Source organism: Leifsonia aquatica H1aii, assembly GCF_000633535.1.
In the GTDB taxonomy this organism is placed as follows: Bacteria; Actinomycetota; Actinomycetes; order Actinomycetales; family Microbacteriaceae; genus Leifsonia; species Leifsonia aquatica_A.
Genome location: NZ_AYMR01000047.1, coordinates 1 through 24,966 on the forward strand (window position 1 = coordinate 1; position 24,966 = coordinate 24,966).

Here is a 24,966-nt window from a genome sequence, read left to right on the forward strand (position 1 = left end):
CATTGTCAGACACGCCCTAAGTCAGGGCGTCAGCGTCGAGGTCGGCGAGAAGCAGGTCGCCGCCGACGTGACCATCGTGGCCGAGTACCCGGTCGCCCTGCAGAAGGTGGCCGCGGACGTGCGCGCCGCGATCGTGCAGGCGATCGAGCGGATCGTCGGCCTCGAGGTCACCGAGGTCAACGTGACCATCAACGACGTCCACGTCCCGAGCGACGACGACGCCGAGCAGGAGGCGCGAGTCGAGTGACGACCGCCAAGTTCGGCGCCCTGCTCGGGGGCGGCCTCGCGATCGTGTGGGCCGCCTTCGGGTTCTGGGTCTTCGTCGGCGTCGCCGCCGCGACGCTCGTCGGTTGGCTCGTCGCCCGCATCCTGGGCGGCGAGGTCGACCTGGCCCGGCTTGCCGACGCCCTGCGCGGCCGCCGCTCCTCGTCGTGACCGCCGGCCGCGACCGGTTCACCGCCGTCGCCCTCGAGCATCTCGCCCGAGCGGTGGCGGCGGACGAACTGGGCGTCACCTTCGGGGACATCACCGCCCGGGTACGAGATCAGCACGGCTCCCTGGCCGTCTCGGTCAAGTCCCCCATCGCGCTCCCGTCACTCGCGATGCAGACCGCGGAGCCCCTGACCGCCCGCCTAGGCGACGCCGGGTCGAACATCCGGGCACGGCTCGGATCCTTGACCGGCCTCGCCGTCGAGCGGGTCGACATCCGCGCTACGGGCGCGGTCCTGACAAAGAGGAGAGTGGAATGAGTCGAGTGGATGCGCGCATCGTGCGCCGCGAGACGCACTCCCCGCGCTCGGCCGCGGCCGTCGCGGTCGCGATCGCGCTCATCGTGGTCGTCGCCTGGCTGGCGGCGGAGGGCGTGCTCAGCCTCCTGGGCGCGCGCCCGCTGCTCCTGGCGCCGCGCACCGCACTGACCGCCGTCGCGGCCGCACCGCAGGCCGGCCACGTCGTCCTGATCGCGACCGCGGTCGTGGCCGGCCTCGCCGGCCTCTGGCTCCTCGCCCTCGCCGTGCTCCCCGGCCGCCGCCCGCGGCGACGCCTGGAGGCCGAGCACCTCGCCGTGGTCGCCGACGATGAGATGCTCGCCTCAGCGCTGGCCCGGCGGGCCGCCAGGACAGCCGGCGTCGCCCCCGACGCGGCCACGGTCTCGCTCGCACGGCGGAGGGGCGTGGTCCGCATCGTGCCGGTGAGCGGCATGCGCATCGACCGCGACGAGGTCCGTCACGCGGTCGCCGAAGAGTTCGACGAGACCCGCAGCGGCACACGCCCCCGCCTCAGCGTCCTCGTCTCCCCCACCGGAAAGGTCGGATCATGAACGACACCAACCGCGCCTCGAACCGTATACTGCTGGCCCTGGTCGGACTCGCCGCCCTCGCCGCCGCAGCAGCCGCGGTCCTGCTCCTCGCGGCCCCGGCCGTCGCCCACACGTGGGCGATCACTGCCGGCGACATCGTCATGACCGCCGACCGCGCGTTCGGCGCTCCGCTCTGGCGGGGCACCACCGTGAGCGGTGCAGCGGTGATCGCGCTGGCCGCGTCCGTCGTGTTGGTGCTGCTGCTGATCGCCCTCGCCCTGCGCCAGGGCCACGGCTCGACCTCGACGATCGCCACGATCCGCACCGACGATGGTTTCGCCGAGATCGATACCGCCGTGACGGTCGCGCTGCTGGAGGACCGCCTGAGCAAGGTGGTCGGCGTCGCGGGCGTCGGGGTGAGCGCCTACCGGGTGCGCCGCACGCCCGCGCTGAAAGTCACGGTCCGCTGCCGCCGCGGGGCCTCACCCCGACAGATCGCCGATGCCCTGGACGACGCCGTCCAGCGCCTCCACGCGGCCATCGGCACCCCCATCCCGGTCTTCGCCCAGCTAGTCGGCGGGTTCCGCACCCGCCTCCGCTCGGCCGTCCGGGTCGACACGTCCACGAGCGCCGCCCGGCCCTCGTGAGCCTCGGAGGAAACACCCCACCGAAAGGAGACAGCCATGAGCGCTGCCGACAAGATCAAGAACACCGCCCAGGACCTCAAAGGCAAGGCCGAGGAGGCCATCGGCAAGCTGACCGACGACGACAAGAAGATCGCCGAGGGCAAGGCCGACCAGGCCGCCGCCAAGGTCAAGAACGCCGGCGAGGACGTGAAGGACGCCTTCAAGTAACAGCGAAAAAACACAGTGTCAGCGGCGCGGCACTCCCGCGCCGCTGACACCGGCTTTCGCGCGCACTGCAAGACGCTGCGGGGATTGCGGGTTACGATTGTACCAAGGTTGTCTGTGTGTCTCGTGGGTTCTCAGTTCGCTAAGCGGGGTGCGTGCCGTGATCTCCGCGATCCGGATCGCTCTCGCTGTGATCTCAAAACGATTCCAGCCCCCCCGCGCACCTCCACAATCATCACAGGCGCCACTCAGCAATCGGTTGTCCGCCCATCAGCAGACTCAACAACCTCCATGGACACCACACCTAGGGGAGCTGTTTCCAGCCGTCGCAGACAGCGATGAGGACGACGCCGTTGCGCCGACAGATCGTGTCGCAAGGCGATCCGGCGTTGTGGACGGCGTCACGTAGCTACACAGGCCACTCGTGGGGTAGATCTCCGGTAGCGCGAATTTTGGTAGAAATCTGGTGCTGGTCGAGTGTTCGCTCGCGTTGGGCCTGGGCCACATCGCCGTTGATCGCAGCCGCAGAGTAGCCGCGGGCTCGGAGTCGCTCGGCGAGGGTCTCGGTCTCGTTCGCGGTATGAGTGGACATGATCATTCCCGCAAAGTTTTCCAACTCGAGGATGCGGCTTTGATGGGCCTGCGGCTAGTGCGTCCGTAGAGCACTACGCCCGGGCGACGCGCTGCACGGCGGCGTCCGCCTCCTCCACGATGGCGCGCATCGCCGCCTCCGCTCTGGCCGCGTCGCCCCCGCGTACCGCGGAGGCGACCTCCTCGTGCAGGCGGATCGCCTCCGGGGTGGCGTTGTGCGGCATCAGGTCGTGGGCGGTGCGGCCGTTGAGCGCCTCGGCGACTGCGCCGCTGAGAGCGACGAACGTCGGGTTGCCGGACGCCTCCAGCAGGATGCGGTGGAAGTCGCGATCGTGCGCCAGGTACTCCTCATGGTCGGCCGACCGCTGCGTCGCCGCCATGCCCACGATCGCCGCGGTGAGCTCGCCGCACTGCCCGGGGGTCGCCCGTGCGCTCGCTAGCCGAGCGGCGACCGGCTCGACCGCGAGCCGCAGCTCACTGAGGTCGCCGAGGGCGGTGAGCCGGTCGGGGCCGGCCAGACGCCAGGCCAGCACGCGCGGGTCGAGCGCCTGCCAGGTGCTCGCGGGCGTGACCACCGTCCCGCGGCGGCGGCGGGCCTGCACGAGGCCGAGGGACTCCAGCACGCGGATGCCCTCGCGCAGAACCGTGCGCGAGATGCCGAGGCTCTCCGGCGTCAGCACAGTGCCAACGAGGATGTCGCCCGCGACAATCCGCGCGCCGAGCGACGCGATCGTCTGCTCATGGCGGGAGCCGGGCGTTGGCTGGGTCACAGTTCATTATCCGCGGAGGAGACTCATCCGGTCAAAGGGGGCAACGATCGCTTAAAATCAGTATTATCTCGGACTAGCTAGACACAAATCTGATTTATTTCTAGAGTGTTCTTGCCCAATCCGCACGACCAAGGATGTTCATGCTTCTCTTCACGCTCTCGCGCCTCCCGTCCGCCGCACCGGCGGCCCATCCCACCGCCCCAGAGGCCCAGCTGATCATCGCCGCCATCGCCGGCATCGCGGTGATCGTGGTCCTCATCACCTGGCTCAAGCTCCACCCGTTCCTCTCGCTGCTGCTTGGCACGCTCGTTGCCGGCATCGTCGGCGGCATCGCGGCAGACGCCGTGGTCGCCAGCTTCATCACCGGCTTCGGCAATACGATGGGCAGCGTCGGCGTGCTCATCGGCCTCGGTGCGATGTACGGCAAGTTGCTGGCCGATTCCGGCGGAGCCGATCGCATCGTCGACACTCTGGTCTCCCGCACCAGCGCGCGATTGCTGCCCTGGACGATGGGCGCGGTCGGCGCCATCATCGGCCTCCCCATGTTCTTCGAGGTAGGACTCGTGCTGCTCATGCCGGTCATCATCCTGGTGACGCGCCGCTCCGGCCTGCCGTTAATGCGCGTCGCGCTGCCCACCATCGCCGGGCTCTCGGCCATGCACGGCCTGGTCCCGCCGCACCCGGGCCCGCTCGTCGCCATTGGCGCTCTCGGCGCGAACCTCGGCTTGACGCTCGCGTTCGGTGTGCTCGTCGCCATTCCGACCATCGCGATCGCGGGTCCTCTGTTCAGCAAGCTCGCTGCCCGCTGGGTTCCGGTCGGCGTCCCCGACCTGTTCGTCGCCGACGAGAAGGCCATCGAGATCCGTCGCCGGCCGTCGTTCGCGGCGGCGCTCGTCAGCATCCTGCTCCCGGTCGTGCTCATGCTCGCCAAGGCAGTCGCTGACATCGCGTCACCCAACGCTGCGCCGGTGTGGAAGGTCGCGCTCGACTTCCTCGGCACTCCCGTCATCGCGTTGACGATCGCAGTCCTCGCCGGGCTGTTCCTGCTCGGCGTTGGCGGCGAGATGGACCGCAAGGCCATCCAGAACAGCCTCAGCGCGTCGTTGCCGCCGATCGCGGGGATCATCTTCATCGTCGGCGCGGGCGGCGGCTTCAAGCAGGTGCTCGTCGACACCGGCATCGGCCAGGTTATCGCCGGGTGGGCGACCGGTGCCAGCGGCATCGTCGTACTCCTCCTCGCCTGGACGGTCGCCGCGCTCATCCGCGTCGCGACCGGCTCGGCGACGGTCGCGACCGTGACGGCCGCCGGCATCCTGCTCCCGCTCACCGAGCACCTGTCGACGCCGATGATCTCGCTTATGGTGCTCGCGATCGGCGCCGGGTCGGTGTTCCTCTCGCACGTCAACGACGCCGGTTTCTGGCTGGTGAAGGAGTACCTCGGCCTCAGCATTCCGCAGACCCTGAAGAGCTGGACTCTGCTGGAGTGCCTGGTCTCGATCGTGGGCCTGGCCGGCGTGCTCATCCTCAGCCTCTCCGTGGGCGGTCTCGGATGAGCGCCGCGCGTGCGGTCGTCGTGATGGGCGTCGCAGGGTGCGGCAAATCAACCGTGGCGGCGCTGCTCGCCGAGCGGCTCGGCTGGGACCTCCTGGAAGGGGATGCGCTGCACCCCGTTGCAAACGTCGAACGCATGGGCGCGGGCATCCCGCTCACCGATGACGACCGCGCGCCCTGGCTCGCCGCCATCGCGGCGTGGATGGACGAGCGGCTGGCCGCCAACCGGTCCGTGGTGGTGGCGTGCTCCGCGCTCGCCCGTCGCTATCGCGACACGCTCCGCCGGGACGAGGTCACCTTCGTGCACCTCACCGGCAGCCCTGAGCTGCTGGCCGAGCGCCTCGCGTCGCGCGAGCACCACTTCATGAAGGCAGGCATGCTGCAGAGCCAGCTCGCCGCCCTGGAGCCACTCACCCCCGACGAGCACCACGTCACCCTCGACATCGCGGCCCCTCCCGACGCGCCATCACCGCCCAGGCCGCCGCCGCCCTCTGACTCGCCGGGTGCCTCCTTGAAGCAAAGGCGGGATGCCACTAATCAACGCTATCCGTCGCGGACGAGTTCCCTCGTCCTACCAGCGCTGATCTCGCACGATCCGCCCACCCGCGTGCGGCAGCTGAGCACTTTTCAGGTCCACCGGGGTGAATCGGCGGGTCTATCAGTTGAACGGTGAATCTGGTCTGGCGCTTATTTAGTTGATGCGGCCTTCGAAGGTGATCGCGAAGGCGTTCAGCGCCGGCTTCCACCTCGTGAACCAGCGCGCCCGTCCTCGCCCTTGGGGTCAAGCGAGCGTGTCACGAGGTAGAGGCACTTCATCACGGGGTGGATTCAATCGGTCAGCGCAACACGGGGTGGGTATTGCTCGTCTGAGAGTAGCCGGTCGAGAGCTTCGCCTGGCGTCTTCCATCCGAGGCGCTTGCGCGGGCGGCTATTGAGCTGCGCAGCGACGGACTCGAGATATTCGCGATGGTATCCGGAGAGATCGGTGCTCTTCGGAAAGTACTGTCGCAGTAGTGAACTGGTCCCCAGAAGTTGGACACCCATTTTTTTAGGTGCCCATCGGGGGATTCAATCGGTCAACGCAACACCTGGTTCGATCGATGTGCTACGTGATGGGAAGAACAGCGATTCCGGTAGCGGTGCAGCGAGAGTTCTGGGCGGCGGTCCGCTTGGGGATGGTCGTCGCCGAGGCCGCCCACGCGGCGGGGGTGTCCAAGACCGTTGCATGGAGGTGGTTCCGGCACGTTGGTGGTGTGATGCCGGAACCGTTCGCCGCTTCCCTACCTCCGCAGGCCGTTCGAGGGCTATCGTTCCAGGAGCGGGAAGAGATCGCCTGTCTGAGCGCCGCCTGCCATGGCGTTCGGGAGATCGCTCGGGCGATCGGACGCTCACCCTCGACGGTGAGCCGGGAGCTGCGGCGCCGAACCGCCGGACCCCACGCACCCTTGACGAACAGTCCCGCACCGTATCTAGGCCGGTAGGAGGGGACCGCCATGCGTCGGAGCGGCCGGCGGCGGGCTGCCTGACGTCTGTCCATGAGGGGCAGGCGCGCCGGTTTGACGGCGCGCCTGCCGATCTACTGATTGCCCAGCACCGTCTTGGTGGTGTGAGCGGTGCTGCCCGAAACGTTCTCGGCCCCGAGCTTGTTGGGCGAGAGCGTGTTCCCGACGATGAGCACGTTCTGGCTGATTCCGGTGTAGTCCAAGGCGTGGATGCCCCACTCCTGGGTCGGGCTCGTGTCGTCGTCCGAGCACTCATTGCCTGTGAACGTCACGGACGCGGAGTTGTCGAACGAAATCCCCGAGTTGCTGTACGCGGACACGGTCGACGAGGCCGTTCCGTTGTCCCGGCAGACGTTCCCGGTGAAGGTCACGTGCGCCGAGCCGGCGCGAACATGCAACCCGGAGAGAGCGTTCCGCTCGCTCAGGTTCCCTTGGATCAGGGAGTGCGTGAGGACCATGTTCAGCCCGAACTCGGTGTTGCCTGACATCCGGCAATTGACGACGGTGGTGCCCCGCGTCGCGTTGTCGTTGTAGATCCCGCCTGCGCCGAGCGCGCCGCTTGCCGAGGGGACGTTCACTCCGTTGTCCACGAACTCGGAGTCTATGATTGTGCAGCCGGGGCTGTTGCAGATCATCCCGTCGAGATCGTTCCCGGAGCACACCATGCGTTCGAAGCGATGACAGCCGCGGTTGAAGGGGTCCACGCCGGTATCGACGTCGCACCAGACGCCGGGCTGGTAGTCACCCGATCCCTCTACCCGGCTCTCCGACACCGTCCAGTGCCAGCACCCGCTGAGACCGATGCCGATTCCGTTTTGATTGACGATAGTGACCCGCACGATCGCGTTGTCGTGGCTGTGCCATCCGACGATCCCGATACCCGATGCTGTCTGGGCAGCCTTGTTCCCGTCGATGGTCAGATCGCTGATGCGCGTGTTGGTTACGTCCTGGCCAAGTCCGAAGGCGGTGACATTCGTCGATCCTGCCTTCACCTTGATCGTCGTCGCACCTTGTCCCGCGCCCTGAATCCAGACGTTCGCCGGCAGTTCCCACGACGCGCTTCGGACGTACGTCCCTGGCGGGAAGAACACGATGCCCCCGCCCGCGGCACCGACGGCGGCGATCGCTGCTGCGACGCTCGCAGTGTCGTCCGTCGTGCCGTCGCCCGTGGCGCCCTGGTCCTTCACGTTCAGGCAGCGTGCCCAGTTCCCACTTCCGGTTCCGGTTCCGGCTGACGCGGGTGCCACTCCTGTTCCGAGGGAGAGGAGGCTCGCGCCCAGGAAGCCTGTGGCGGCGGCTCCCACTGCGGTGCGACGCGAGGGTCGCCTTTCGGCTGTCACTTGGACAGCCCGTCGAGGTATGCCGTCTGCATTCCCTGGAGTGCCTGCGGAATCGTGGTCTTGCCCAGGAGGATCCCCTGCACTCCGTCCGTCATCGCGCTGAAGGTCTTGGCGCCCGGTGTCCAGTCACCGCCGGCCACCCTGCCGTGCGCCGTGAATTCCACGACCTGGCTGAGTGCGGAGGGCGCGGTGAAGTCGTCGTTGGCGATGCTGGGGACGAGGCTCTTCTCCGTCGCGGTCAGGTTGACCGCCCACTGGGAGCTCCAAAGCTCGACAAACTTCTTGGCGAGTTCCAGGTGCTTCGACTTGGCATTGACGCCGATGCCGTTGTTGTACAGCACGTTGATACGCGACGCGCTCGCGTCTTCGCTGGAGGGGAGGGGCTCCATCAGGAAGTGCGCGTTCGGGTTGCCGGACTTTGGGTCCATCATGACCCCGATGTGCGCGCCCACCGACACCGTGCCGAGGAAGTCGCCCTTGACGACGCCCGGGAGCACGACGTTGTCCATCGACGTGCCAACCGGGGAGTCGTTGAAGCACCCAGCCGACACCATCTCGTTCTGCTTCTCGAGCGCGGTCTTCCACTCGGCCGAGGTCGAGAAGTCGAACGTGCCGTCAGCGAGGCTCTTGTTGAACGCGGAGACGTCAGGGATCTCGTTGGCGACGATGGCGCTCGGGATCAGCCGCGTGGTCCATCCCTCCTGGAGGCCCAGACCGTAGGCGACTTTGCCTTTCGCGCGCGCGTCGGAGCAGAGCTGCAGGACCTGGCTCCAGGTGGTCGGGACGCTGAGCCCGACCGCTTTCATCGTGTCCATGTTGTAGATCGCCCCGCTCGAGTCGATCGCCGCCGTGGCCATGTAGGTCTTACCGTCCGCCTGGGACGCCTCCAGGGCTCCTTGGGTGGCCTTCGACGCCCACGGGATGTCGTCCAGGCCGGCGAGGAATCCCTCGGGGCCGAGGACCCCGACCGACAAGACGTTCGCGGAGCCCGGCCACACCATTAAGAGGTCGGGCGCGGTGCCGGCGAGCAGCTGGGTGCGCACCGTCTTCTGGAGATCGTCGTCCGAAGCCGTCGTGAGCTTCACCGTGACATCGGGGTTTTCCTTCTCGAACTTGGCGATGATCTTGTCGTTCGCCGTGTTGGTGCCGCTCTGCCAGGCGAGCGTGAGGACCGTCTTGCCGCCGGTGTTCCCGCCGCCGGAGACGGCGCAGCCGCTCAACGCGAGGGCGGCGGCGACTGCGACGATGCCGACGGCCAGGCTCTTCCTGCGATTCATGCGAGTTTCCTTTCTTCGGGGAAAGGCGGTCTCAGCCTTTGAGGCCGCCTGCGAAGCCACGGATGACGTGCTTCTGGAGGGTGAGGTAGAAGACGAGGACGGGAACCATCGCCATGATCAGGCCGGCGAAGATGGCTCCCCAGTCGGTGAAGTACTGGCTGGAGAAGTCCTTGAGGGCGAGCGGGATCGTCGTGTAGTCGCTGCCGCCGAGGTAGAGCAGTGGTGTGAAGAAGTCGTTGTAGACGCCGATCAGCTGCAAGACGACGATGGTGCCGGTGACCGGGCGCAGCAAGGGGAAGACGACTGACCAGAAGATGCGCAGCGGCCGCGCGCCGTCGATGCGAGCCGCCTCCTCGTACTCCCGGGGCAGGGCACGGAGGAAGATCGTGTAAAGCAGGATGTTGAAAGACATCCCGCCACCCACGTAGATGATCAGCAGCGGCAGCACGGTGCCGAGCAGCCCCGCGTCCCGCATGAGGAGGTAGAGCGGGATCATGCCGAGCCCGCCGGGGACGATGATGCCGGCGACGAAGTACGCGAACGCCGTGGTCGACCAGGTCCGAGTGATACGCGATAGGGGGTAGGCGGCCATCGCGGAGAACACCACCACGACGACGACCGTCACCGCCGCGATCATCACGCTGGTGAGGAAGGCCTGCGGAAGGTTCCCGTTGATCCAGGCGTTGCTGAAGTTCTCCCAGGCGATCCGGTCGGGCAGTGCGAAGCCGGAACCGCGTTCAGTCGACGGAGTGAGCGCGACGTTGATCAGAAGGTAGAGCGGGACGGCGAAGAAGACGGCCGCGACGATCCACAGCGCCCCCTCGAGGACGCCTGTGCGCCAGGTGTAGCGGTTGAGCATCTCAGCGCTCCTTCCGGTTCATGAGACGGAACTGAACGATCGTGACCACCGACACGAGGACCGTGAGGATGACGGACAGCGTGACCCCGAACGAGTAGTCCCCGGTGACGAACCCGTCCGTGTACGTGAGGGTGGCGAGCGTGGCGGTGGTGTGAGCTGGGCCACCCTGCGTGGTGATGTAGATCTGATCGAAGATCTTCAGCCCCCCGGAGACGCACAGCACCGCGTTGACGAGGATCGCCGGCGCGAGCAGAGGACGCACGACGTACCAGAAGCGTGCCCACGGCCCGGCGCCATCCAGATGCGCCGCCTCGATGAGATCGCTATCTACCCCCTGAAGCCCCGCGAGGAAGATCACCATCGTGAAGCCGGCCGACTGCCACACGCAGAGGAAGGCGATGGCCCAGAGGTTGACCGAGGGGTCCCCGAGCCAGTCGTGCTTGAGCGCCGAGAGGCCGGTGAAGTCCAGGATCTGGTTCAGCGCACCGGTCGGCGCGTACATGTACTTCCAAATGTAGCCGACGGCGACGGAGGTGAGCACGACCGGAGCGAAGAAGACCGCGCGCAGCACGTTGCGCGATCGCACCGGCGAGTTCAACGCGAGAGCGAGCAGCAGACCCACGACGAGCTGGATGACCGTGACCGCCGCCGTCAGAAGGAGGGTGTTGACCAGGCTCGACAGCGCGTACGGGCTCCGGAACGCGGCGACGAAGTTGGCGAACCCGACGAAGTCGAAGTGGCTGGTCAACCCGTCCCAGTTGGTGAACGCGTAGACCATCGCCTGGAGGTCCGGCACGACGACGACGATCGTGTAGATCACCAGTGCGGGGATCAGGAACCACCACGGAACCTGGTGACGGCGCCGAGGGCGCCGGAGGGTCGGCGCCGGACCGTCGAATTCCGGTGCAGTCACGGTCCGGGGCCCGAGGGACAACTGCGTCATGTTTCAATCTCCACTTCATGTACTCCGCCACGGAAGACCAGGTTGGGACGGCGATCACCGGATCCCTGCGCGACCTCGGCGATACATCCGGTGGGGACATGCACGCGGAGCCTGCGCAGGTCTCCCTGTCGCGCCCATGCCACCTTGATGGGGCCGTACGGGGTCGGAACCACTCCGTCGGCGGACTCCAATGCCCGCAGCGGCGCCGGCTCGACGCAGAACCTGCGGTAGCCGGGCTCGATCGGCCTCACGCCGAGGATGTGCTCGAAGAACCAGTCGTCGTAGGTGCCGAACATGTAGTGAGCGCGCGATCGCGACGCGTCCTTCCAGTGCTCCCACAACGTTGTCGAGCCCTGCACGATCCAGTGGCCCCAGCTCGGGAAAGTGGTCTGCGTCGCGAGTTCGAGGGCCAGTCCGTCGTGTCCGTGGCGCGTGAGCGTCGGGAGGATGTGCTTGGTTCCGAGGACGCCGGTGGCCAGATGCGTGTCGCGCCGGCGGATATCGGCGACCAGACCGGCGACGACGGGGCCGACGGCATCCCGGGGAACGAGACCGAAAGCGAGCGCCAGCACATTGTGGGTCTGCCGGTAGCCGTCGTCGCCCACCCCGCGATACGTGCCCGCACCGTCGAAGAACTCCGCGTTGAAGGCCGCGCCGACATGCGCGCCGGCAGCCCGGAACTCCTCGGCATCCTTCTTCCGACCCAGCACGCGAGCGATCCTGTTGAGCGTGACGAGCATGGTGTAGAGGTAGGCCGTGCCCGAGACTCTGTGATCGTCTGGGGCGTCTCCTCCCCACGCTCCGGTCTCCGGCGAGCACCAGTCGTTGAGGACGGAATTGGCGAGGCCGTCGGAACTCTCCGCGTACTCGTGCCGCACGTATCGCCGCATCGCGTCGTAGTGACGTTCGAGGACGGCCCGGTTGCCGCGGTGACGGTAGAGCGCCCACGGCGTGAGTACGAGGTCTGAGTGCCAGGTCGGGGAGGGCTTGTATCGATCCCCCCATCCTGGACTCGGCGCGATCACTTGCGGCCTGCCGTCGTCATCGCACGAATCGGCTACGTCGTCGAGCCACTTCTCGAGGAGCACCTCTGTGTCGAGGTTGAGCAGCATGAGATCGGCCGCCAGCATCCCGTCACCGGTCCAGCCGTTCTTCTCGTAGGTCGGCGTGTCGGTGGGGAGTCCGTGGAGATTGATCTCCACGGTTCGCACCACCGCGTCGTGGAGGGAGTTCAGGATCGGCTCGGAGGTGTGGAACGCACCGATCCGCGCGACGTCGGTGTGAAGCACCTCTGCGACGACGGCATCGCCCGCGAGGTCCTCGGCCGCCGGCCAACCGACGATTCGGACGTATCGGAAGCCGTGATAAGTGAAGGTCGGCGCCCACGCCGCCGGCCCGTCGAGCGTGCATCTGTCGGTCTGGAATCCATCGGAGAAGTAGGACTCACCATCTGCCACGTTCGGTATGCCTTCGTCCGTGAGCTTCTCGCCGTGAGCGATGGTGAGCTCGACCCGACCGGTCGTGCGCAGGCGGACACGGACCCGGCCGGCGACGACCTCGCCGAAATCGAGGACGACCTCGCCGTCCGCCCGGCGTACGACGCTCGCGGGCTCGATCGTCCGTGTGACGCGAATGGGCGCGATCCGCTCTCGCTGTAATGCTCCGCGCGGCCCGGCGGCGTGTCGCGCCGGCCCGGCCGCGAAGCGCGCAGAACCGTCCCACACTTCGCCTGCGTACAGATCGTCGTAGAGCGTCTCGGTGCGCTGGGCGGTCCAGCTCCCGTCGCTGACGACGGTCCGATGACCACCCTCGCCGTCGACGATGTGCAGCGCGACGCGCACACTCGGTTCCTCATGCCACGCTGCGGCATGCCACTCCCACGCCGGCGCGGGTGACGGGTTCGTCATCCCGTAGAAGCCGCGGCCCAGTCGAAGCGCCAGCCGGTGCGAGCCCGGGACGAGTCGGTCGGTCACATCGCGCACCACGTAATGGACGCGCTTGTCGTAGTCGGAGAAGGCGGGCGACAGCTCGTGCCTGTCTATGCGCTCCCCGTCGAGGAACGGCTGCGCGTAGCCCCCGGCGGCCACGAGGAGCAATGCGAGCTGCGGAGTTACGTCGACCTCGAATTCCGTGGCCAACTCGGGCACAGGAGTCGCCCCTCGCGGATGGGTCGCTGCAACAGGAGGAGCGGCGAGCCATCCCGCACCCGCCCAGCTGTTCGCGGGTCCGGTCGTGAACACATCGGATGCCCACGCCGTCATCTTGCCCGCGCGAATCGTCACCGACCATCGGTAGCGGGTGAGCGGGCGAAGGGGGTCACCGTCGTGGCGCCCTACCGGGGCAGCTCCTTCCGGCAGCTGATTCGTCCAGACCAGTTCCTCACCGCCGGCGCCGACGGCCCACAGGGCGAGCGTCGTAGCGGGGAAATCCGCGGACCCGGCGACGATCCAAGTGAAAGTCGGATGCTCGTCGTCCAACCCGACCGGCGCGGTCTCGCCCTGCACGCGCAGCGCGGAAACCGACAGAGCGGAGGTGGGTGGCATCATCGACAGTCCTTCGATCTCGCGGGCGTCCAGCACCGCGATCCGGCATTGGAGTGAACGATAGACAGCAATGGTAATCGATGTCAACTGCGACTTTTGCAGCACAGTCGTTCGCGGCAAAAAGCAAGGTAATGACCGAAGATCACCATGTTGACAACGCGTGTCTATCGATTACTATCGTGTTTCACCGACCGACTCGAAGGACTTTACGTGACCGACTACTCGGCTCCGGCATCGCCGCCGGAGCGCTCGACCCTCAGCGATGTCGCGGCCCTCGCCGGCGTTAGCGCCAAGACGGCCTCACGCGCCCTCAACGGTCACCTGGGCGTCTCCGCAGACGCTCGGGAACGAGTCGAGCAGGCCGCGATCAAGCTCCGCTTCCGCCCGAACGGATTGGCCAAGGAACTGCGTTCGGGCGGCAAGTCCAACGCGGTCGGGCTTATCGTCGCAGACATCTCCAATCCCTACTTCTCCCGTCTGGCAGCGGCGGTCGAAGTCGCCACCCAAGCCCGCGGGCTCGAGCTGATCATCGGATCGACCGGCGAAGACGCTCAGCGCGAGCGCGATCTCGTCCGTTCGTTCGTCGAACGTCGCGCTCAAGCCCTTCTCGTCGTGCCCGCATCGGACAACCATCGATACCTGCAGTTCGAGGCCTCCATCGGCACTCCCATCGTCTTCGTCGACCGTCCACCCATCGACCTCGCCGTCGATGTCGTGATCGGGGACGACTACGAGGCCGCCCGTGGCGCCATCGAGTCGCTTGTCGGCGCCGGTCACGAGCGCATCGCCGTGCTTGCCGACTACCCGCAGGCCTGGACGGCGCGCGAGCGGCTGAACGGGGTCCGCGAAGCACTGCGAGCACACGGCCGAGCAGAGTCGGGCGTCCTCGTGCACGAAGGCGCGCACACTCCTGCCCTCGCCGCTGCGGCGATGCGCGAGCTGCTCGCGCTCCCCCAGCCTCCTACCGCCGTCCTCGCGCTGAACAACCTCAGCACGCTCGGCGCTCTGAGGACCCTACGCGAGACCGGTACGCCGCTGTCCCTCGTTGGATTCGACGACTCCGATGCCGCGGAACTGCTCGATGTGAGCGTGGTCGCCACCGATCCGGAGGCGATGGGCCGCCGAGCCGCCGAGATCGCGCTCGCGCGGATGGGCGGGGACCAGGATGCAGCCGCCACCGAGATCATCCCGACGAAGCTGATCGTGCGCACTCCACTCGACCAGCTCCTCTCCCTCGCTCGACGGGCCTGAACGCGGGATGAGCAACCGCCCGTTCCTCAGCAAGCCCGCGAGGCTGTCGCCCGCCGCATGGTCCGAGCTCGTCGATCTGACACGCTTCGCCGCGGCCGCACGCCGGTCGGACGGCGGCTTCGGAGAGCTCGATGCCCGGGGTGACCTGGCTCCGGCATCGCCTGCCCATCCCCTCCAGACGGCGCGGATGACCTTCACGTTCTCGATAGCCCACCAGCTGGGCGTCCCGGGTTCGGACGACCTCGCAGCGCACGGCGTGGCGGCATTGAGTACCCTGCTCCGTGATCACCTACACGGAGGGACGATCCTCGACCCCGCCCACCCGGACGGCCCGAAGAGCGCCTATCTGGCCTCGTTCGCAGCCTTGGCGGCATCTGCTGCGGCTCGCGTGGATGTTCCCGGGGCGCCTGCCCTCGCCGCGGCGACCCGCGCCGACTTGGCAGAACGATTCTGGTCGGAGCAGGAAGGGGTGCTCATCGACGAATGGGACGCCGGCTTCTCACGCGCTGCTTCCTACCGCGGCGCGAACGCGAACATGCACGGCGTCGAGGCCTTCTGCGCGATCGGCGCCGAGACAGGCGACCCCGTCTGGTTCGAGCGGGCCACGCGCATCGCCACGCGTCTCATCGACGGCATCGCCCGCTCGCACGGGTGGATGCTCCCCGAGCATTTCACCGAGGAGTGGGTGCCCCTGCTCGATTACAACCGTGAGAGTCCGGGAGACGAGTTCCGGCCGTACGGCGTGACGGTCGGACACCTGCTCGAATGGAGCAGGCTCCTCCTCGAACTCCACTCGGAGACGGCGATCCCCTGGTTGCCGGATGCCTCTCGCGGGCTGTACGAGACAGCGAAGCGAGTCGGTTGGCACGCGGACGGGCGCCCCGGGTTCGTCTACACGGTCGACTGGGCAGGGAACCCGGTCGTCCGCACACGCCCCCACTGGGTCGCCCTCGAGGGCCTCGCGGCCGCGGCAACGCAGGCTCAGGCTTTCGGCCGGTCCGTCGAAGACGACGATCGTGCGGCTTTCTCGGACTATGCGGAGGCCTATCTCCGCGATCGCGAGCACGGGAGCTGGCATCACGAGCTCGATGAGGAGAACCGCCCCATCGCTCGGACCTGGAAAGGTAAGCCCGACGCTTACCACGCGCTGGGCGCACTGCTCGTCCCGGAGCTGCCGATAGCTCCCGGACTCTCCGAACGCCTGCAGCGCTCGGCCGAAGACGACAAGAACATCAGGAGAGGAAGGCCCGCGTGGTCGCTCGCATAGGAACCACGTCCCGACACCTGGCGCTCGATGGGGACGGATGGGAGCTGCGTTTCGCGTCACACGTCGACCGTCCCGCCCAGGTCGAACCGCGTGAGGACCCCAACTATCGCACGATCCCCGCCGTCGTGCCCGGCTCGATCGAACTGGATCTCATGCGATCCGGGTTGCTGCCCGACCCGTTCGAAGGCGAAAGCCTTCGCGAGACGTGGGCGCTCGAGTATGGGGACTGGTGGTACCGCAGGACCTTCGCCGTGCCCGGCGATTGGGATCTGTCCAGGACGTCCCTGCTCTTCGACGGGCTGGACACCATCGCGGAGGTCCTGCTCAACGATGTGCTGGTCGGAACGGCCGACAACATGATGATCGCCCATGAACTCCCGACGGCTGCGGCGTTGCGCCACGGGACGAACGAGCTCGTCGTGCATCTGACCTCGCCCCTTCATGCGGCCGAAGGCTTCGAGTACCCTGCCCAGCTCACCCAGATCTGGGACTCGATGGAGTCGCTCTGGATCCGCAAGCCTCCGCACATGTACGGCTGGGACATCGCGCCCCGACTGGTGTCGGCGGGAATCTTCCGCGGCGTTCAGCTGATCGAGCGACCCACGGAGCGCATCACCGACTGGTATCTCGTCACCCGCTCGCTTGACGCGGGTTCCGCGTCCGTCGAGTTCCAGTACGAGCTGTCCTCCGCGCCACGCTCCCGTGATGTGCGGATCGAGATCCTCGGCGTGCACGCCTCGTCGGACAAGCGGTTCGAGGCGACGGCGCATCCCACGTTTGTCGCCGGCCATCTGGTCTTCGACATCGCCGATCCGGAGCGCTGGATGCCCCGCGGGTATGGGCGGCCCGAGCTCTACGATGTCGAGATCGTCCTCGTCGTCGACGATGTCGAGACGGATCGGCACTCGACCCGCTGGGGACTTCGCCGGATAGAACTGGATTCAAAGCCGGCCGATGCCGGCGGACGGTTCCGTGTGAGTGTGAACGGCGAGCCCGTCGTCGTGCTCGGGACCAACTGGGTGGCGCTGGACGCCATCCATGCACGCGACGGCGATCGACTCGATCTCGCGCTGACCCTCCTGGACGAATCGAACTGCAACGCCGTCCGCTCGTGGGGCGGAAACCTCTACGAGAGCGATGCGTTCTTCGACTGGTGCGATGCGCACGGCATCTTGGTCTGGCAGGATTTCGCGTTCACGTGCGCGCGGTACCCCCAGACGGAGCCCTTCCTGAGTTCGGTGCGCCGGGAGGCGGAGAGCGTGGTGAGGCGTCTTCGCAATCACGCCTCGCTCCTGCTGTGGTGCGGCTCGAACGAGACGGACGACAGCTACGCGGACGACGGCATCGATCCGTGGACGGACGCGATCACGCGTTCCGTCCTCCCAGAGATCGTGCGGCTGCACGATTGGCGTACGCCGTACGTTCCGTCGTCACCCACCCTCTCCAGCGATCCAGCCGAGAGGCATGATGTTCCCGAGCAGCATCTCTGGGGTGCGCGCGCGTGGTTCAAAGAGCCGTTCTACACGGATTCGCCTGCCGAGTTCGTGAGCGAGATCGGCTACCACGGCATGCCCGCGCTCCGCTCGCTCGATCGCTTCCTCCCGTCGATCGCACCGGCCGAGATAGCGACGGACCCGGTGTGGCGCCTCCACGAGAGCCACCACCGCGAGCACCCCAACTGGTACTACAGCCGCAACCAACTCCTCATCGACCAGGCCGCACTGTATGTCGACCACCGTCAGGACGAACTCGCCGAGATCGTCCTCGCATCCCAGATCTGCCAGGCAGAGGCCAAGAAGTTCTTCATCGAGCAGACCCGCCTCGCACGAGGGCGCCGGTGGGGGGTCATCTGGTGGAATCTGCTGGACAGCTGGCCGCAGATATCCGACGCGGTCGTCGACTACTACGGGGTGCGGAAGCTCGCCTTCCACTACATCGCCCGGGCCCAGCAGCCGATCTGCATGATCGCGTCGGAGGCCCGCGGCTGGCAGCGCAGTCTCGTTCTTGTGAACGACGGGAATGATGAGGCAGAGGTGACCTGGAGGGCCCGATCCGTCGCCTCCGGCGGTGTCACCGCGGGCGGAGTGTCGCGCATCAGCCCGCACACCAGTCTCGACGTCGCAGCATTGCCCTTGCGATCACGCGGCGATTGCCATCTGTTCGAATGGACTGCGGTCACCCAGCACGGCTCCGCGGTCGGCGGGAACCACTACATCGAAGGAGCCCCGCTTCTCGCGATCGAACGGTACCGCGACGTGTATCTTCCCGAGATCGCGGCCCTGGCACCGACATTCGCACCAGAGGATTCCTGGCGATGACCCCTGATCAACTGGCCGATCGCGCCCGCGGGCTCGCGGCGTCAGCAGGCGGGCGCGTCGTGATCGGGCTGACCGGCTCGCCAGGCGCCGGCAAGTCGACTCTCGCCGAAGCCATCGTTGGCCTGCTCGGCCCCCGGGCCGCTCTCGTGCCGATGGACGGCTTCCACCTCTCCCAAGAGATCCTCACTGCGCTTGGGCGGCTCGAACGCAAGGGCGCGCCCGACACATTCGACGCCGACGGGCTGGTCTCCTTGCTGAGTCGCATCGTCGAGCATCCCGAGCGGATCACCTACGGCCCCGTCTTCCATCGCACGATCGAAGAACCGATCGCGGCCGGAGTCTCCGTCACTCCAAACCACGACATCATCATCGTCGAAGGCAACTACCTCCTCGTCGACCACGACGGATGGCGAGGGGTATCACGATGGCTAGATGAAGCCTGGTTCCTGCGGATCCCTCCAGCGCTTCGACACGACCGACTCGTCCAGCGGCACGTCCGATTCGGCCGCACCCACGACGACGCCGAACTCTGGGTCCGCGATGTCGATGAACGCAATGCCCGCCTAATCGATGCCACATCGGCGGCAGCGCACCTCATCATCCACGGAGGGTGAAAGGACAAGTTTCCGCCGTCCTATTCGTTTCGCCGCGTGAACTGTGTCCGAGCCACGCACGGCAAAGATTGAAGGAGAGCCTAAGCAATCTAGTGTCGATGCGAGCAGCGGGTCCATAGACCGACCAGGACGGCCCACCGAGAAGGGGGACGAGGCCGGACAACGGAAAGGGCAATGGGCAATGCACCCAGGCATAGGCGTCCAGGCGCACGAAGAGGCCAGCCGTGCTGACGAGGACAAGTCCTTTCGGTCGTAGCTGCCATCAGATGAGCTCGATCAGCTCTCCTCACCAACAAGCCGAAGGCCCGTGAAGGTGAGCGTGGCCCGTACCCGCTGTACTGCGGCAAGGTCGTCGACGGGCGCCCGCACACCGCGGCCGGCGCATGGGCCGAGCGCAAGCGCCTCGCCGTCGTAGGTGCCGGCACTCCCCCGGTCGACGCCGCACAGGCACCGGTCACCGCGGCGCAGCGCTCGGCGGTGACGACGCTCGACCGCGTCGGCGAACTCGTCACCTCGCTGAGCGTCGTGGCGGATCACGCCGGTGTCCCTGGAGGGGCGGATCGAATGTAGCGCGACCTACACGGTCGTGGCGGCCGGTCGCTGACGAACACCGCCACCACCGCCCCCCAGTGACCCGGTCGGCTCCGCTCATCGACGGTGGTGATGACGACCACGAGGTCGCCATCCCGCCGCTCGCGAGGACCGGGTCGGCTGTCTCGGCCGCTGCGCCCGCGCTCGGCATGCTGCTCGTGGGCGGCGGGACCGTGCCGCCGGTAACGTGGAGACGCCGGACGATCCGCTGAGCCGGTGGCGGTCACCGGGCGGAGCGCGCGCGGGCCCGTAGCGCCGATACGTAGTTCCGTAGCGAGGAATGCGTAGATCTCGGCGGCGACCAATTGCCATTCGTGACTTCGCTACGGGGAAGTCAGCACAGGGACACGGATCGGGACGGACTCCCGCGCCGGCCGCCGCGACTGGAGGAGTTCCGGGGCGGAACAAGTATCGCCGCGGCACTCCTGCGGACATTCAGGTTGTCCTCGCTGGGGCGCCCTCGGAGACGGCCGGGCGCCGATGAGCTCAGCGGCCACCGGCCGCGGGCCGGTCCGGTCGGCAGTGCTCTCGATCGCCGATGCTTTCGCGGGTCAGCGCGCCCGGTCGGCCAGACGCCGACAGGACGCCGCGATACGGCGGCTCGCCGAACCGTCGCCGTACGGGGACGGCGTCTCAAATAAGTGAAGCAACTTTCCCTTTGATCAATTGAATACCCCTAATCTCAGGCGCCCCGCGGACGGCGTCATCCGAACGCGGCGATTACCGCCCCGAAGATTGCGCAGACGACAGACACGACATCGTCCACCCCGCTGTCGTCCTTATCCAAGCCGCCATCGCTTGGATCTACCGATAGCAGACACGCCCTCACTCCCCAACCTCTCATAACCTCAGCCGGGCGCCATCTCAGCCCAGGTAGTGCTTGAGTTCCTGCCTGCTGCCGATGTCGAGCTTGCGCATGATCCGGTGCATGTGGGTCTCGACCGTCCGCACGCTCAGCACCAGTCGGGAGGCGATCTCCTGATTGCTCAGGCCCGCCGCGGCGAGCTCGGCGACCTCGTGCTTGCGGTCGGTGAGCACGGCACTCCCCGTGGTGAACCGTGCGGTGTCGACCGAGCGCAGCCGCCGCCGTTCTCGAAACTCCTCCTCCAGACGCTGCGCCTGGGCGGCCCCTTCACTGTCGTCGGCTTCCGCGAACCAGCCGGCAGCGTTGCGCAGGGCGCTGATCGCCACACCGTTCAGCCCGACCCGGCTGGTAAGCTGGAAGGGTTCGAGCATCTCGCCGGCGCTGTGGGAGACGAGCGCGCGCACGTAGGCGAGATAGGCGGGCACGAACGGTCCCTCGATCCGCTCTGCGAGCGGCGTGAGCTCGGCGAGCCGCTGCGCGGTCGGGGTCAGCTCGGCGGCGCCGAGCAGCCCTAGCACGGCGGCGAAACGCGCGCCGCGCTCCCACAGCCTCGCCGAGGCTTCCCGGAGCACGGCGGCCGCGCCGTCGATGTCGCCGTTGAACGAGAGCAGCTGTGCGCGGGCCCACGACAGGGACTGGGCGGGAAACGCGCCGTCGGGAAGCCCCTGGGCCTCCAGTTCCTGGATGTAGCGCTCGCCCAGATCCACCGAGCCGCGACGCAACGAGACCACGGCGGCGACGCTCAGCATCGTCAGCCGGACCGTTGGGAGGAAGGGCAGGGGGTTGCCGGTCGCCATCAGAGTGTCGAGGATGCGATCGACCGCGAGGTGGTCGCCCGCGAACAGGTGACACAGGATCGCCCCGGTCCCGTAGGTGAAGGCGGCCTCGATGTCGAGAGTGTTGCGCGCCTCGTCCAGGCCCCGGTTGAGCTCTGCCACGGCCCGGTCCAGCTCGCCGAGGCCGACCAGCGCGAGCGCCCCGAGCGCCCTCGGCATGACGGTCGCCTCGGAGCGGGGGAGCTCCTCGAGCCGGGCGAGCACATCCCGGGCGTCGGAGAAGCGGCCGAGGGCGGTGAGGACCATGAGTTGGCTCTGGAGCAGCGGGACGCGGATCCTGCTCGGAAGGTCGTCGGTGAGCTCCAGCAGCGCCGCGTAGTTCTCCGGATGCCCCGTACGTTGGTGAGCACGCGCACCTCCGCCGCGTCGAGCAGCCGCCCGTACTCTCCGAGCTGCGGGCGCAGTTCTGCGAAGAAGCTCCGCATCCCGTCGACGTCGTGCTCGACATAGGCGAGCCAGGTTCCCCGCGAGACCACGAACTCGGCCGCCTCTTCCGCCGGAGCGCCGGCCAGATCGTTCTGAGCGAATACCTCGGAGACCTGCTCGACTTCGCCCGTCACCTGCCAGAGCGCGCTCACATATCGCGCCGCCGCCCGCGGCGAGTGGTCGCGTGTCCAGTCGGCCCTGGCCACCAGCAGTGCGGTGCGCGCCTGCTCGCGGACCAGCCGGACGAAGACGGCGTCCTGTTCCCGCGGGTCGTTGATCCTGAGGCTCGGGGCGGCGAGCAGCGCCGGGGGCTGCTCGCCCTCGGCTAGGCGATGTGAGATCCGCTCGGTCAACCGGGTTCGGCGGGAGCTGATCGGCTCGTGGCGGAAGTACTCCGCCAGCAGGGGCGGGACGACGGTCGCCAGCTGATCCGCCCCCGAGGGCACGAGGACAAGCAGGCCGCGCTCCTCCAGCAGCTCAAGCGTCGGCCAGTCGACGAGCTTGCGGACGGTGTCCACCGTCGTCAGACCCATGAGGGCGATCACCTCGAGCGCGTCGCGCGCCGGGCTCTCCAGGGACTCCAGGTGGGCTTCGAGCACGGAGCTCAGCCCGGCGCTCCACAGCACCCCGGTCGCGACCCAGCCCTCGCCGGGGCGTCGCGCACCAGCTTCCCCTCCCGGCGGCAGGCGTCGACCAGGGCACACGCCAGCCCTGTGCTGCCTCCGGACCGCCCGAAGACACTGCTCATCGTGTCGGCCTCAACCGGGCCGCCGAGATAGTCGGTGACGATGCGCTCGAGCTCGTCGAAGCCGAGCGGGCCGAGCTCGATCAGGTAGCCGGGCTCCAGGCTGGAGGCGGTCAGCCCGCTCGGGGTGTGTCTGACACGCAGGCCGCGCAGCCGCGTCAGCACGGTCGCGACCCGCGTGGTGCGACGCACCGACTCGATCACGCCCCAGAACGACTCGTCGAGATCGTCCCAGTCGTCGACGAACAGCACCGAGCGACGCCGTCGGCTGGCCTCGGTCAGCGCGAGGGCGGCGTCTGGGAGGCTCGCCGCCATGCCGCGCGGAGAGGGCTCGCCGATCCCGGCCAGGTGCAATGCACCGGAGGCATGGGTGCGCAACGACGCGATGCCGCGCACCGCTACCACCGTCCAGTCTTCCCCTTCCAGCCGGGCGCGCAGGGCCGCGAGGAACGCGCTGCGCCCGCTACCCCGTCCACCGACGACGTCGACGCTCATCCCTGCGCTCACCAGGTCGAAGGCGGTGGCAAGCTCTCTCTCACGACCGATCACGGGCAGTTCTCGCTTTCGGGCCATTCGGACACTCCAAAGATATCGCTGTCGCCGGCGCTCCGCCGCAATGCGGCGGTCGACCAGGCGCGTTTCCACCTCCACCTCAGCCGATCGGGAGGTTTCGGGGGACCATCGAGCGGGTAATACATATGCATCCGTGCACCAGTGCTCCGACTACGGCGGATGAGTACGTATCCCACTCAGGACGCTACGTATCCCTCCGTCGTCAAGCGCGTAGCGCCGTGGAACAAGCAGGTCGGGACCAGCCGGACGGAGAACATGGTGATGCCGAGAACGCTGAGCGGACGCTCAGAAAGCACGGCCATCCCTGACGCAATCACGAAGGAAAGCTATGACCTCAACACCCACCCCCCGCCGTTCCCGCAAGGCGTCCGCCCTGCTCGCGACCACCGCCGTGCTCGGCATCGCCACCGTGGCCACGCTCGCGACCTGGACGATCACCGAGTACGTGAACGGTCAGTTCAAGACCGGCGTCCAGAGCGCGCAGGGCGCGATCGAGGGGAGCGCCGACGGCACGACCTTCGCGTATCACTCCAGCGTCGACGAGACACTCAGCCTGAACTGGGGCGATGTGAACCTGACGACGCTGGCCGGCAACGACACGGTCGCCGCGCCTTACGCCATCCGCACGACGGAGGGCACCACCTCCAACACCCGGATCAGGGTGAAGACCGAGCTCACGAGCGGTGAGCTCAACGGCCTCACCTACTCGGTGTACGGCGTCGACGACCTGAGCGACTGCCACGCCGGCATCACCAGCGCGTCCGCCGGTGTCCGGTCCGTGATCGGCGAGAAGGTCGCCCTCGGCGGGCCGCTGGCCAAGACCTTCGACCTCGCCCCGGCGACCGCGAGCGCCCCCGGCGCCGCGACGAACCTGTGCGTCGCGGTCAACGTGCCCGACACTGCGGCGCAGGACACGGCGACGAGCGTGGACTTCACCTTCACCGCGCAGTAGCCGGCGACGGGTGCGGACCGGTGGCAATGCCCCCCCGGTCCGCACCATGCCCTTCCCGAACGGAAATCACTGCCATGGCAACCACCAGACGAGTCTTCAGCCGAGCCCTCGATGTGCTGACCTGGGTCATCGCCGCGATCGGCCTCCTCAGCGTCCTGTCCTTCGCCCTCTCGCTCTTCTTCGGAGTCTCCATCGTGCTCTTTTCCACCAACTCGATGAGCCCCAGCATCCCTCAGGGTTCTGCGGCGCTCTCCATCAGGATCCCGGCCAGTGACGTCCGGGTCGGCGATGTCGTCACCGTAGACCAGGCGGGCAAGAAGCCGATCTCGCACCGTGTCGTCACGGTGTCGCCCGTAGAGGGCGACGACCGGGCCCGTGCGCTCGTTCTCAAAGGAGACGGCAACCGTTCGGTCGATCCCTCCGACTACCGGGTGACGGAGGTCCGACGCATCTTCTTCTCGGTGCCCGGCGGAGCGGCCGTGTTCACGATCCTCTCGGACCCGCGCGCGCTCATCGCCCTCGGCATCGCAGTCGTCGGCTTGCTCGTGCGAGCCTTCCTCCCGCGCACCGCCGCAGTCGGACGGCATACCGCCGAGCATGCATCATGCTGAGCGGGAACCGTCACATGCGCACCGTCGCGCACCTCTTGTCCGCGACAATCGGACTTGCCCTCGTCCTTCCCGCGCAGACCGCCATTGCGGACACACCCGACTATTCAGAGCACGTCATCCACTCCGGACCGCTGAAGCTCACCTCGGTGATCAGTCCCACCATGTCCTCTCTCCGGCCGGGAGAAGCCGCCGGCTGGCAGATCGGCGTCGAGCCTCTACAGCAGGTCACCGGAGACCTGCACGCGGGAATCGCTCTCGTCAGCGAACCCGCCCGGGCGCGAGGCATGACGCTCGAGGTCCTCGCCTGCCCGGTTCGCTGGATCAACCACGCCTGCGCGCCCGGATCCACCGAGTGGATGGCTCCCGCGCACCTAGCCGACGGACTCAGCACGA

General features: G+C 67.6%; 25 protein-coding genes and 1 pseudogene. 16 read left to right on the forward strand and 10 right to left on the reverse strand.

The window, feature by feature from the left end:
- The 6 genes from U870_RS0121505 to U870_RS0121530 all read left to right on the forward strand — a co-directional run.
- The coding region (locus U870_RS0121505) for an Asp23/Gls24 family envelope stress response protein (protein ID WP_025159413.1) at positions 1-247 on the forward strand (247 nt) is incomplete at its 5' end.
- Complete coding sequence (locus U870_RS0121510; RefSeq protein WP_025159414.1) at positions 244-435, forward strand: hypothetical protein; 192 nt, start codon at positions 244-246, stop codon at positions 433-435. The genes U870_RS0121505 and U870_RS0121510, both read left to right, overlap by 4 nt.
- On the forward strand, positions 432-749 hold the full coding sequence (locus U870_RS0121515; protein WP_025159415.1) for a hypothetical protein: 318 nt from the start codon (positions 432-434) through the stop codon (positions 747-749). The genes U870_RS0121510 and U870_RS0121515 overlap by 4 nt, the downstream gene beginning before the upstream one ends.
- On the forward strand, positions 746-1,318 hold the full coding sequence (locus U870_RS0121520) for a DUF6286 domain-containing protein (RefSeq protein WP_025159416.1): 573 nt from the start codon (positions 746-748) through the stop codon (positions 1,316-1,318). The genes U870_RS0121515 and U870_RS0121520 overlap by 4 nt, the downstream gene beginning before the upstream one ends.
- Positions 1,315-1,944, forward strand: a complete 630-nt coding sequence (locus U870_RS0121525; RefSeq protein ID WP_025159417.1) for a hypothetical protein — start codon at positions 1,315-1,317, stop codon at positions 1,942-1,944. Before U870_RS0121520 ends, U870_RS0121525 begins: the two co-directional genes overlap by 4 nt.
- A gap of 36 nt (positions 1,945-1,980) precedes the next feature.
- Positions 1,981-2,151, forward strand: a complete 171-nt coding sequence (locus tag U870_RS0121530; RefSeq protein ID WP_025159418.1) for a CsbD family protein — start codon at positions 1,981-1,983, stop codon at positions 2,149-2,151.
- A 662-nt stretch (positions 2,152-2,813) separates the two neighbouring features.
- Here U870_RS0121530 and U870_RS0121535 read toward each other — a convergent pair.
- Positions 2,814-3,509, reverse strand: a complete 696-nt coding sequence (locus U870_RS0121535) for a FadR/GntR family transcriptional regulator (RefSeq protein ID WP_025159419.1) — start codon at positions 3,507-3,509, stop codon at positions 2,814-2,816.
- Positions 3,510-3,649: 140 nt separating this feature from the next.
- Between U870_RS0121535 and U870_RS0121540 the strand changes: the two genes are divergently transcribed.
- Entirely contained in the window at positions 3,650-5,062 is a 1,413-nt protein-coding gene (locus U870_RS0121540; RefSeq protein WP_025159420.1) for a GntP family permease, read from the forward strand.
- Positions 5,059-5,733 (forward strand): gluconokinase, encoded by a 675-nt coding sequence (locus tag U870_RS0121545; protein WP_025159421.1) that lies wholly within the window; start codon positions 5,059-5,061, stop codon positions 5,731-5,733. Before U870_RS0121540 ends, U870_RS0121545 begins: the two co-directional genes overlap by 4 nt.
- Positions 5,734-5,888: 155 nt before the next feature.
- On the opposite strand, the pseudogene U870_RS24965 reads toward U870_RS0121545, so the two are convergent.
- A pseudogene (locus U870_RS24965) lies at positions 5,889-6,083 on the reverse strand (IS30 family transposase); the annotation flags it as partial.
- A 233-nt stretch (positions 6,084-6,316) separates the two neighbouring features.
- Between U870_RS24965 and U870_RS24970 the strand changes: the two are divergent.
- The gene (locus tag U870_RS24970; protein ID WP_275886610.1) at positions 6,317-6,541 is read left to right on the forward strand and encodes a helix-turn-helix domain-containing protein; all 225 of its coding nucleotides are present in this window, start codon (positions 6,317-6,319) and stop codon (positions 6,539-6,541) included.
- A gap of 95 nt (positions 6,542-6,636) precedes the next feature.
- Here the strand turns inward: U870_RS24970 and U870_RS0121550 are convergent, their stop codons facing one another.
- From U870_RS0121550 to U870_RS0121570, 5 genes are all read right to left on the reverse strand, one after another.
- Positions 6,637-7,749 carry a glycosyl hydrolase family 28-related protein gene (locus U870_RS0121550; protein WP_025159422.1) on the reverse strand — a complete coding sequence of 371 codons (1,113 nt, stop codon included), beginning with the start codon at positions 7,747-7,749 and terminating at the stop codon, positions 6,637-6,639.
- A gap of 149 nt (positions 7,750-7,898) precedes the next feature.
- On the reverse strand, positions 7,899-9,179 hold the full coding sequence (locus U870_RS0121555; protein WP_025159423.1) for an ABC transporter substrate-binding protein: 1,281 nt from the start codon (positions 9,177-9,179) through the stop codon (positions 7,899-7,901).
- Positions 9,180-9,210: 31 nt separating this feature from the next.
- Positions 9,211-10,038 (reverse strand): carbohydrate ABC transporter permease, encoded by an 828-nt coding sequence (locus U870_RS0121560; protein ID WP_025159424.1) that lies wholly within the window; start codon positions 10,036-10,038, stop codon positions 9,211-9,213.
- 1 nt (position 10,039) lies between these two features.
- On the reverse strand, positions 10,040-10,981 hold the full coding sequence (locus U870_RS0121565) for a carbohydrate ABC transporter permease (protein ID WP_025159425.1): 942 nt from the start codon (positions 10,979-10,981) through the stop codon (positions 10,040-10,042).
- Positions 10,978-13,629: an alpha-L-rhamnosidase gene (locus tag U870_RS0121570; protein WP_162819237.1), complete on the reverse strand. Its 2,652-nt coding sequence runs from the start codon at positions 13,627-13,629 to the stop codon at positions 10,978-10,980. Before U870_RS0121570 ends, U870_RS0121565 begins: the two co-directional genes overlap by 4 nt.
- A 105-nt stretch (positions 13,630-13,734) precedes the next feature.
- On the opposite strand from U870_RS0121570, the gene U870_RS0121575 reads away from it, so the two are divergent.
- Genes U870_RS0121575 through U870_RS0121595 form a run of 4 tightly spaced genes read left to right on the forward strand, consistent with a single transcriptional unit; the run spans position 13,735 to position 18,974 of the window.
- Positions 13,735-14,775 carry a LacI family DNA-binding transcriptional regulator gene (locus U870_RS0121575; RefSeq protein ID WP_025159427.1) on the forward strand — a complete coding sequence of 347 codons (1,041 nt, stop codon included), beginning with the start codon at positions 13,735-13,737 and terminating at the stop codon, positions 14,773-14,775.
- A gap of 7 nt (positions 14,776-14,782) precedes the next feature.
- The gene (locus U870_RS0121585) at positions 14,783-16,042 is read left to right on the forward strand and encodes an AGE family epimerase/isomerase (protein WP_025159428.1); all 1,260 of its coding nucleotides are present in this window, start codon (positions 14,783-14,785) and stop codon (positions 16,040-16,042) included.
- The gene (locus tag U870_RS0121590; protein ID WP_025159429.1) at positions 16,027-18,360 is read left to right on the forward strand and encodes a glycoside hydrolase family 2 protein; all 2,334 of its coding nucleotides are present in this window, start codon (positions 16,027-16,029) and stop codon (positions 18,358-18,360) included. Before U870_RS0121585 ends, U870_RS0121590 begins: the two co-directional genes overlap by 16 nt.
- Positions 18,357-18,974, forward strand: coding sequence for a nucleoside/nucleotide kinase family protein (locus U870_RS0121595; RefSeq protein ID WP_025159430.1), 618 nt, complete (start codon positions 18,357-18,359; stop codon positions 18,972-18,974). Before U870_RS0121590 ends, U870_RS0121595 begins: the two co-directional genes overlap by 4 nt.
- A 276-nt stretch (positions 18,975-19,250) precedes the next feature.
- On the opposite strand, the gene U870_RS0121600 is transcribed toward U870_RS0121595, so the two are convergent.
- The 3 genes from U870_RS0121600 to U870_RS0121620 form a co-directional block, all read right to left on the reverse strand.
- On the reverse strand, positions 19,251-19,511 hold the full coding sequence (locus tag U870_RS0121600; RefSeq protein WP_025159431.1) for a hypothetical protein: 261 nt from the start codon (positions 19,509-19,511) through the stop codon (positions 19,251-19,253).
- A gap of 918 nt (positions 19,512-20,429) precedes the next feature.
- Positions 20,430-21,512, reverse strand: coding sequence for a LuxR family transcriptional regulator (locus tag U870_RS0121610; RefSeq protein WP_025159432.1), 1,083 nt, complete (start codon positions 21,510-21,512; stop codon positions 20,430-20,432).
- Positions 21,513-22,296: 784 nt separating this feature from the next.
- Complete coding sequence (locus U870_RS0121620) at positions 22,297-23,010, reverse strand: ATP-binding protein (RefSeq protein ID WP_025159434.1); 714 nt, start codon at positions 23,008-23,010, stop codon at positions 22,297-22,299.
- A 328-nt stretch (positions 23,011-23,338) separates the two neighbouring features.
- On the opposite strand from U870_RS0121620, the gene U870_RS23415 reads away from it, so the two are divergent.
- The 3 genes from U870_RS23415 to U870_RS0121640 all read left to right on the forward strand — a co-directional run.
- The gene (locus tag U870_RS23415) at positions 23,339-23,962 is read left to right on the forward strand and encodes a hypothetical protein (RefSeq protein WP_025159435.1); all 624 of its coding nucleotides are present in this window, start codon (positions 23,339-23,341) and stop codon (positions 23,960-23,962) included.
- Between the two features lie 74 nt (positions 23,963-24,036).
- Positions 24,037-24,573 (forward strand): S26 family signal peptidase, encoded by a 537-nt coding sequence (locus U870_RS22880; RefSeq protein ID WP_162819238.1) that lies wholly within the window; start codon positions 24,037-24,039, stop codon positions 24,571-24,573.
- A 14-nt stretch (positions 24,574-24,587) separates the two neighbouring features.
- On the forward strand, positions 24,588-24,966 hold a 379-nt coding region (locus U870_RS0121640), incomplete at its 3' end, for a hypothetical protein (protein WP_025159437.1).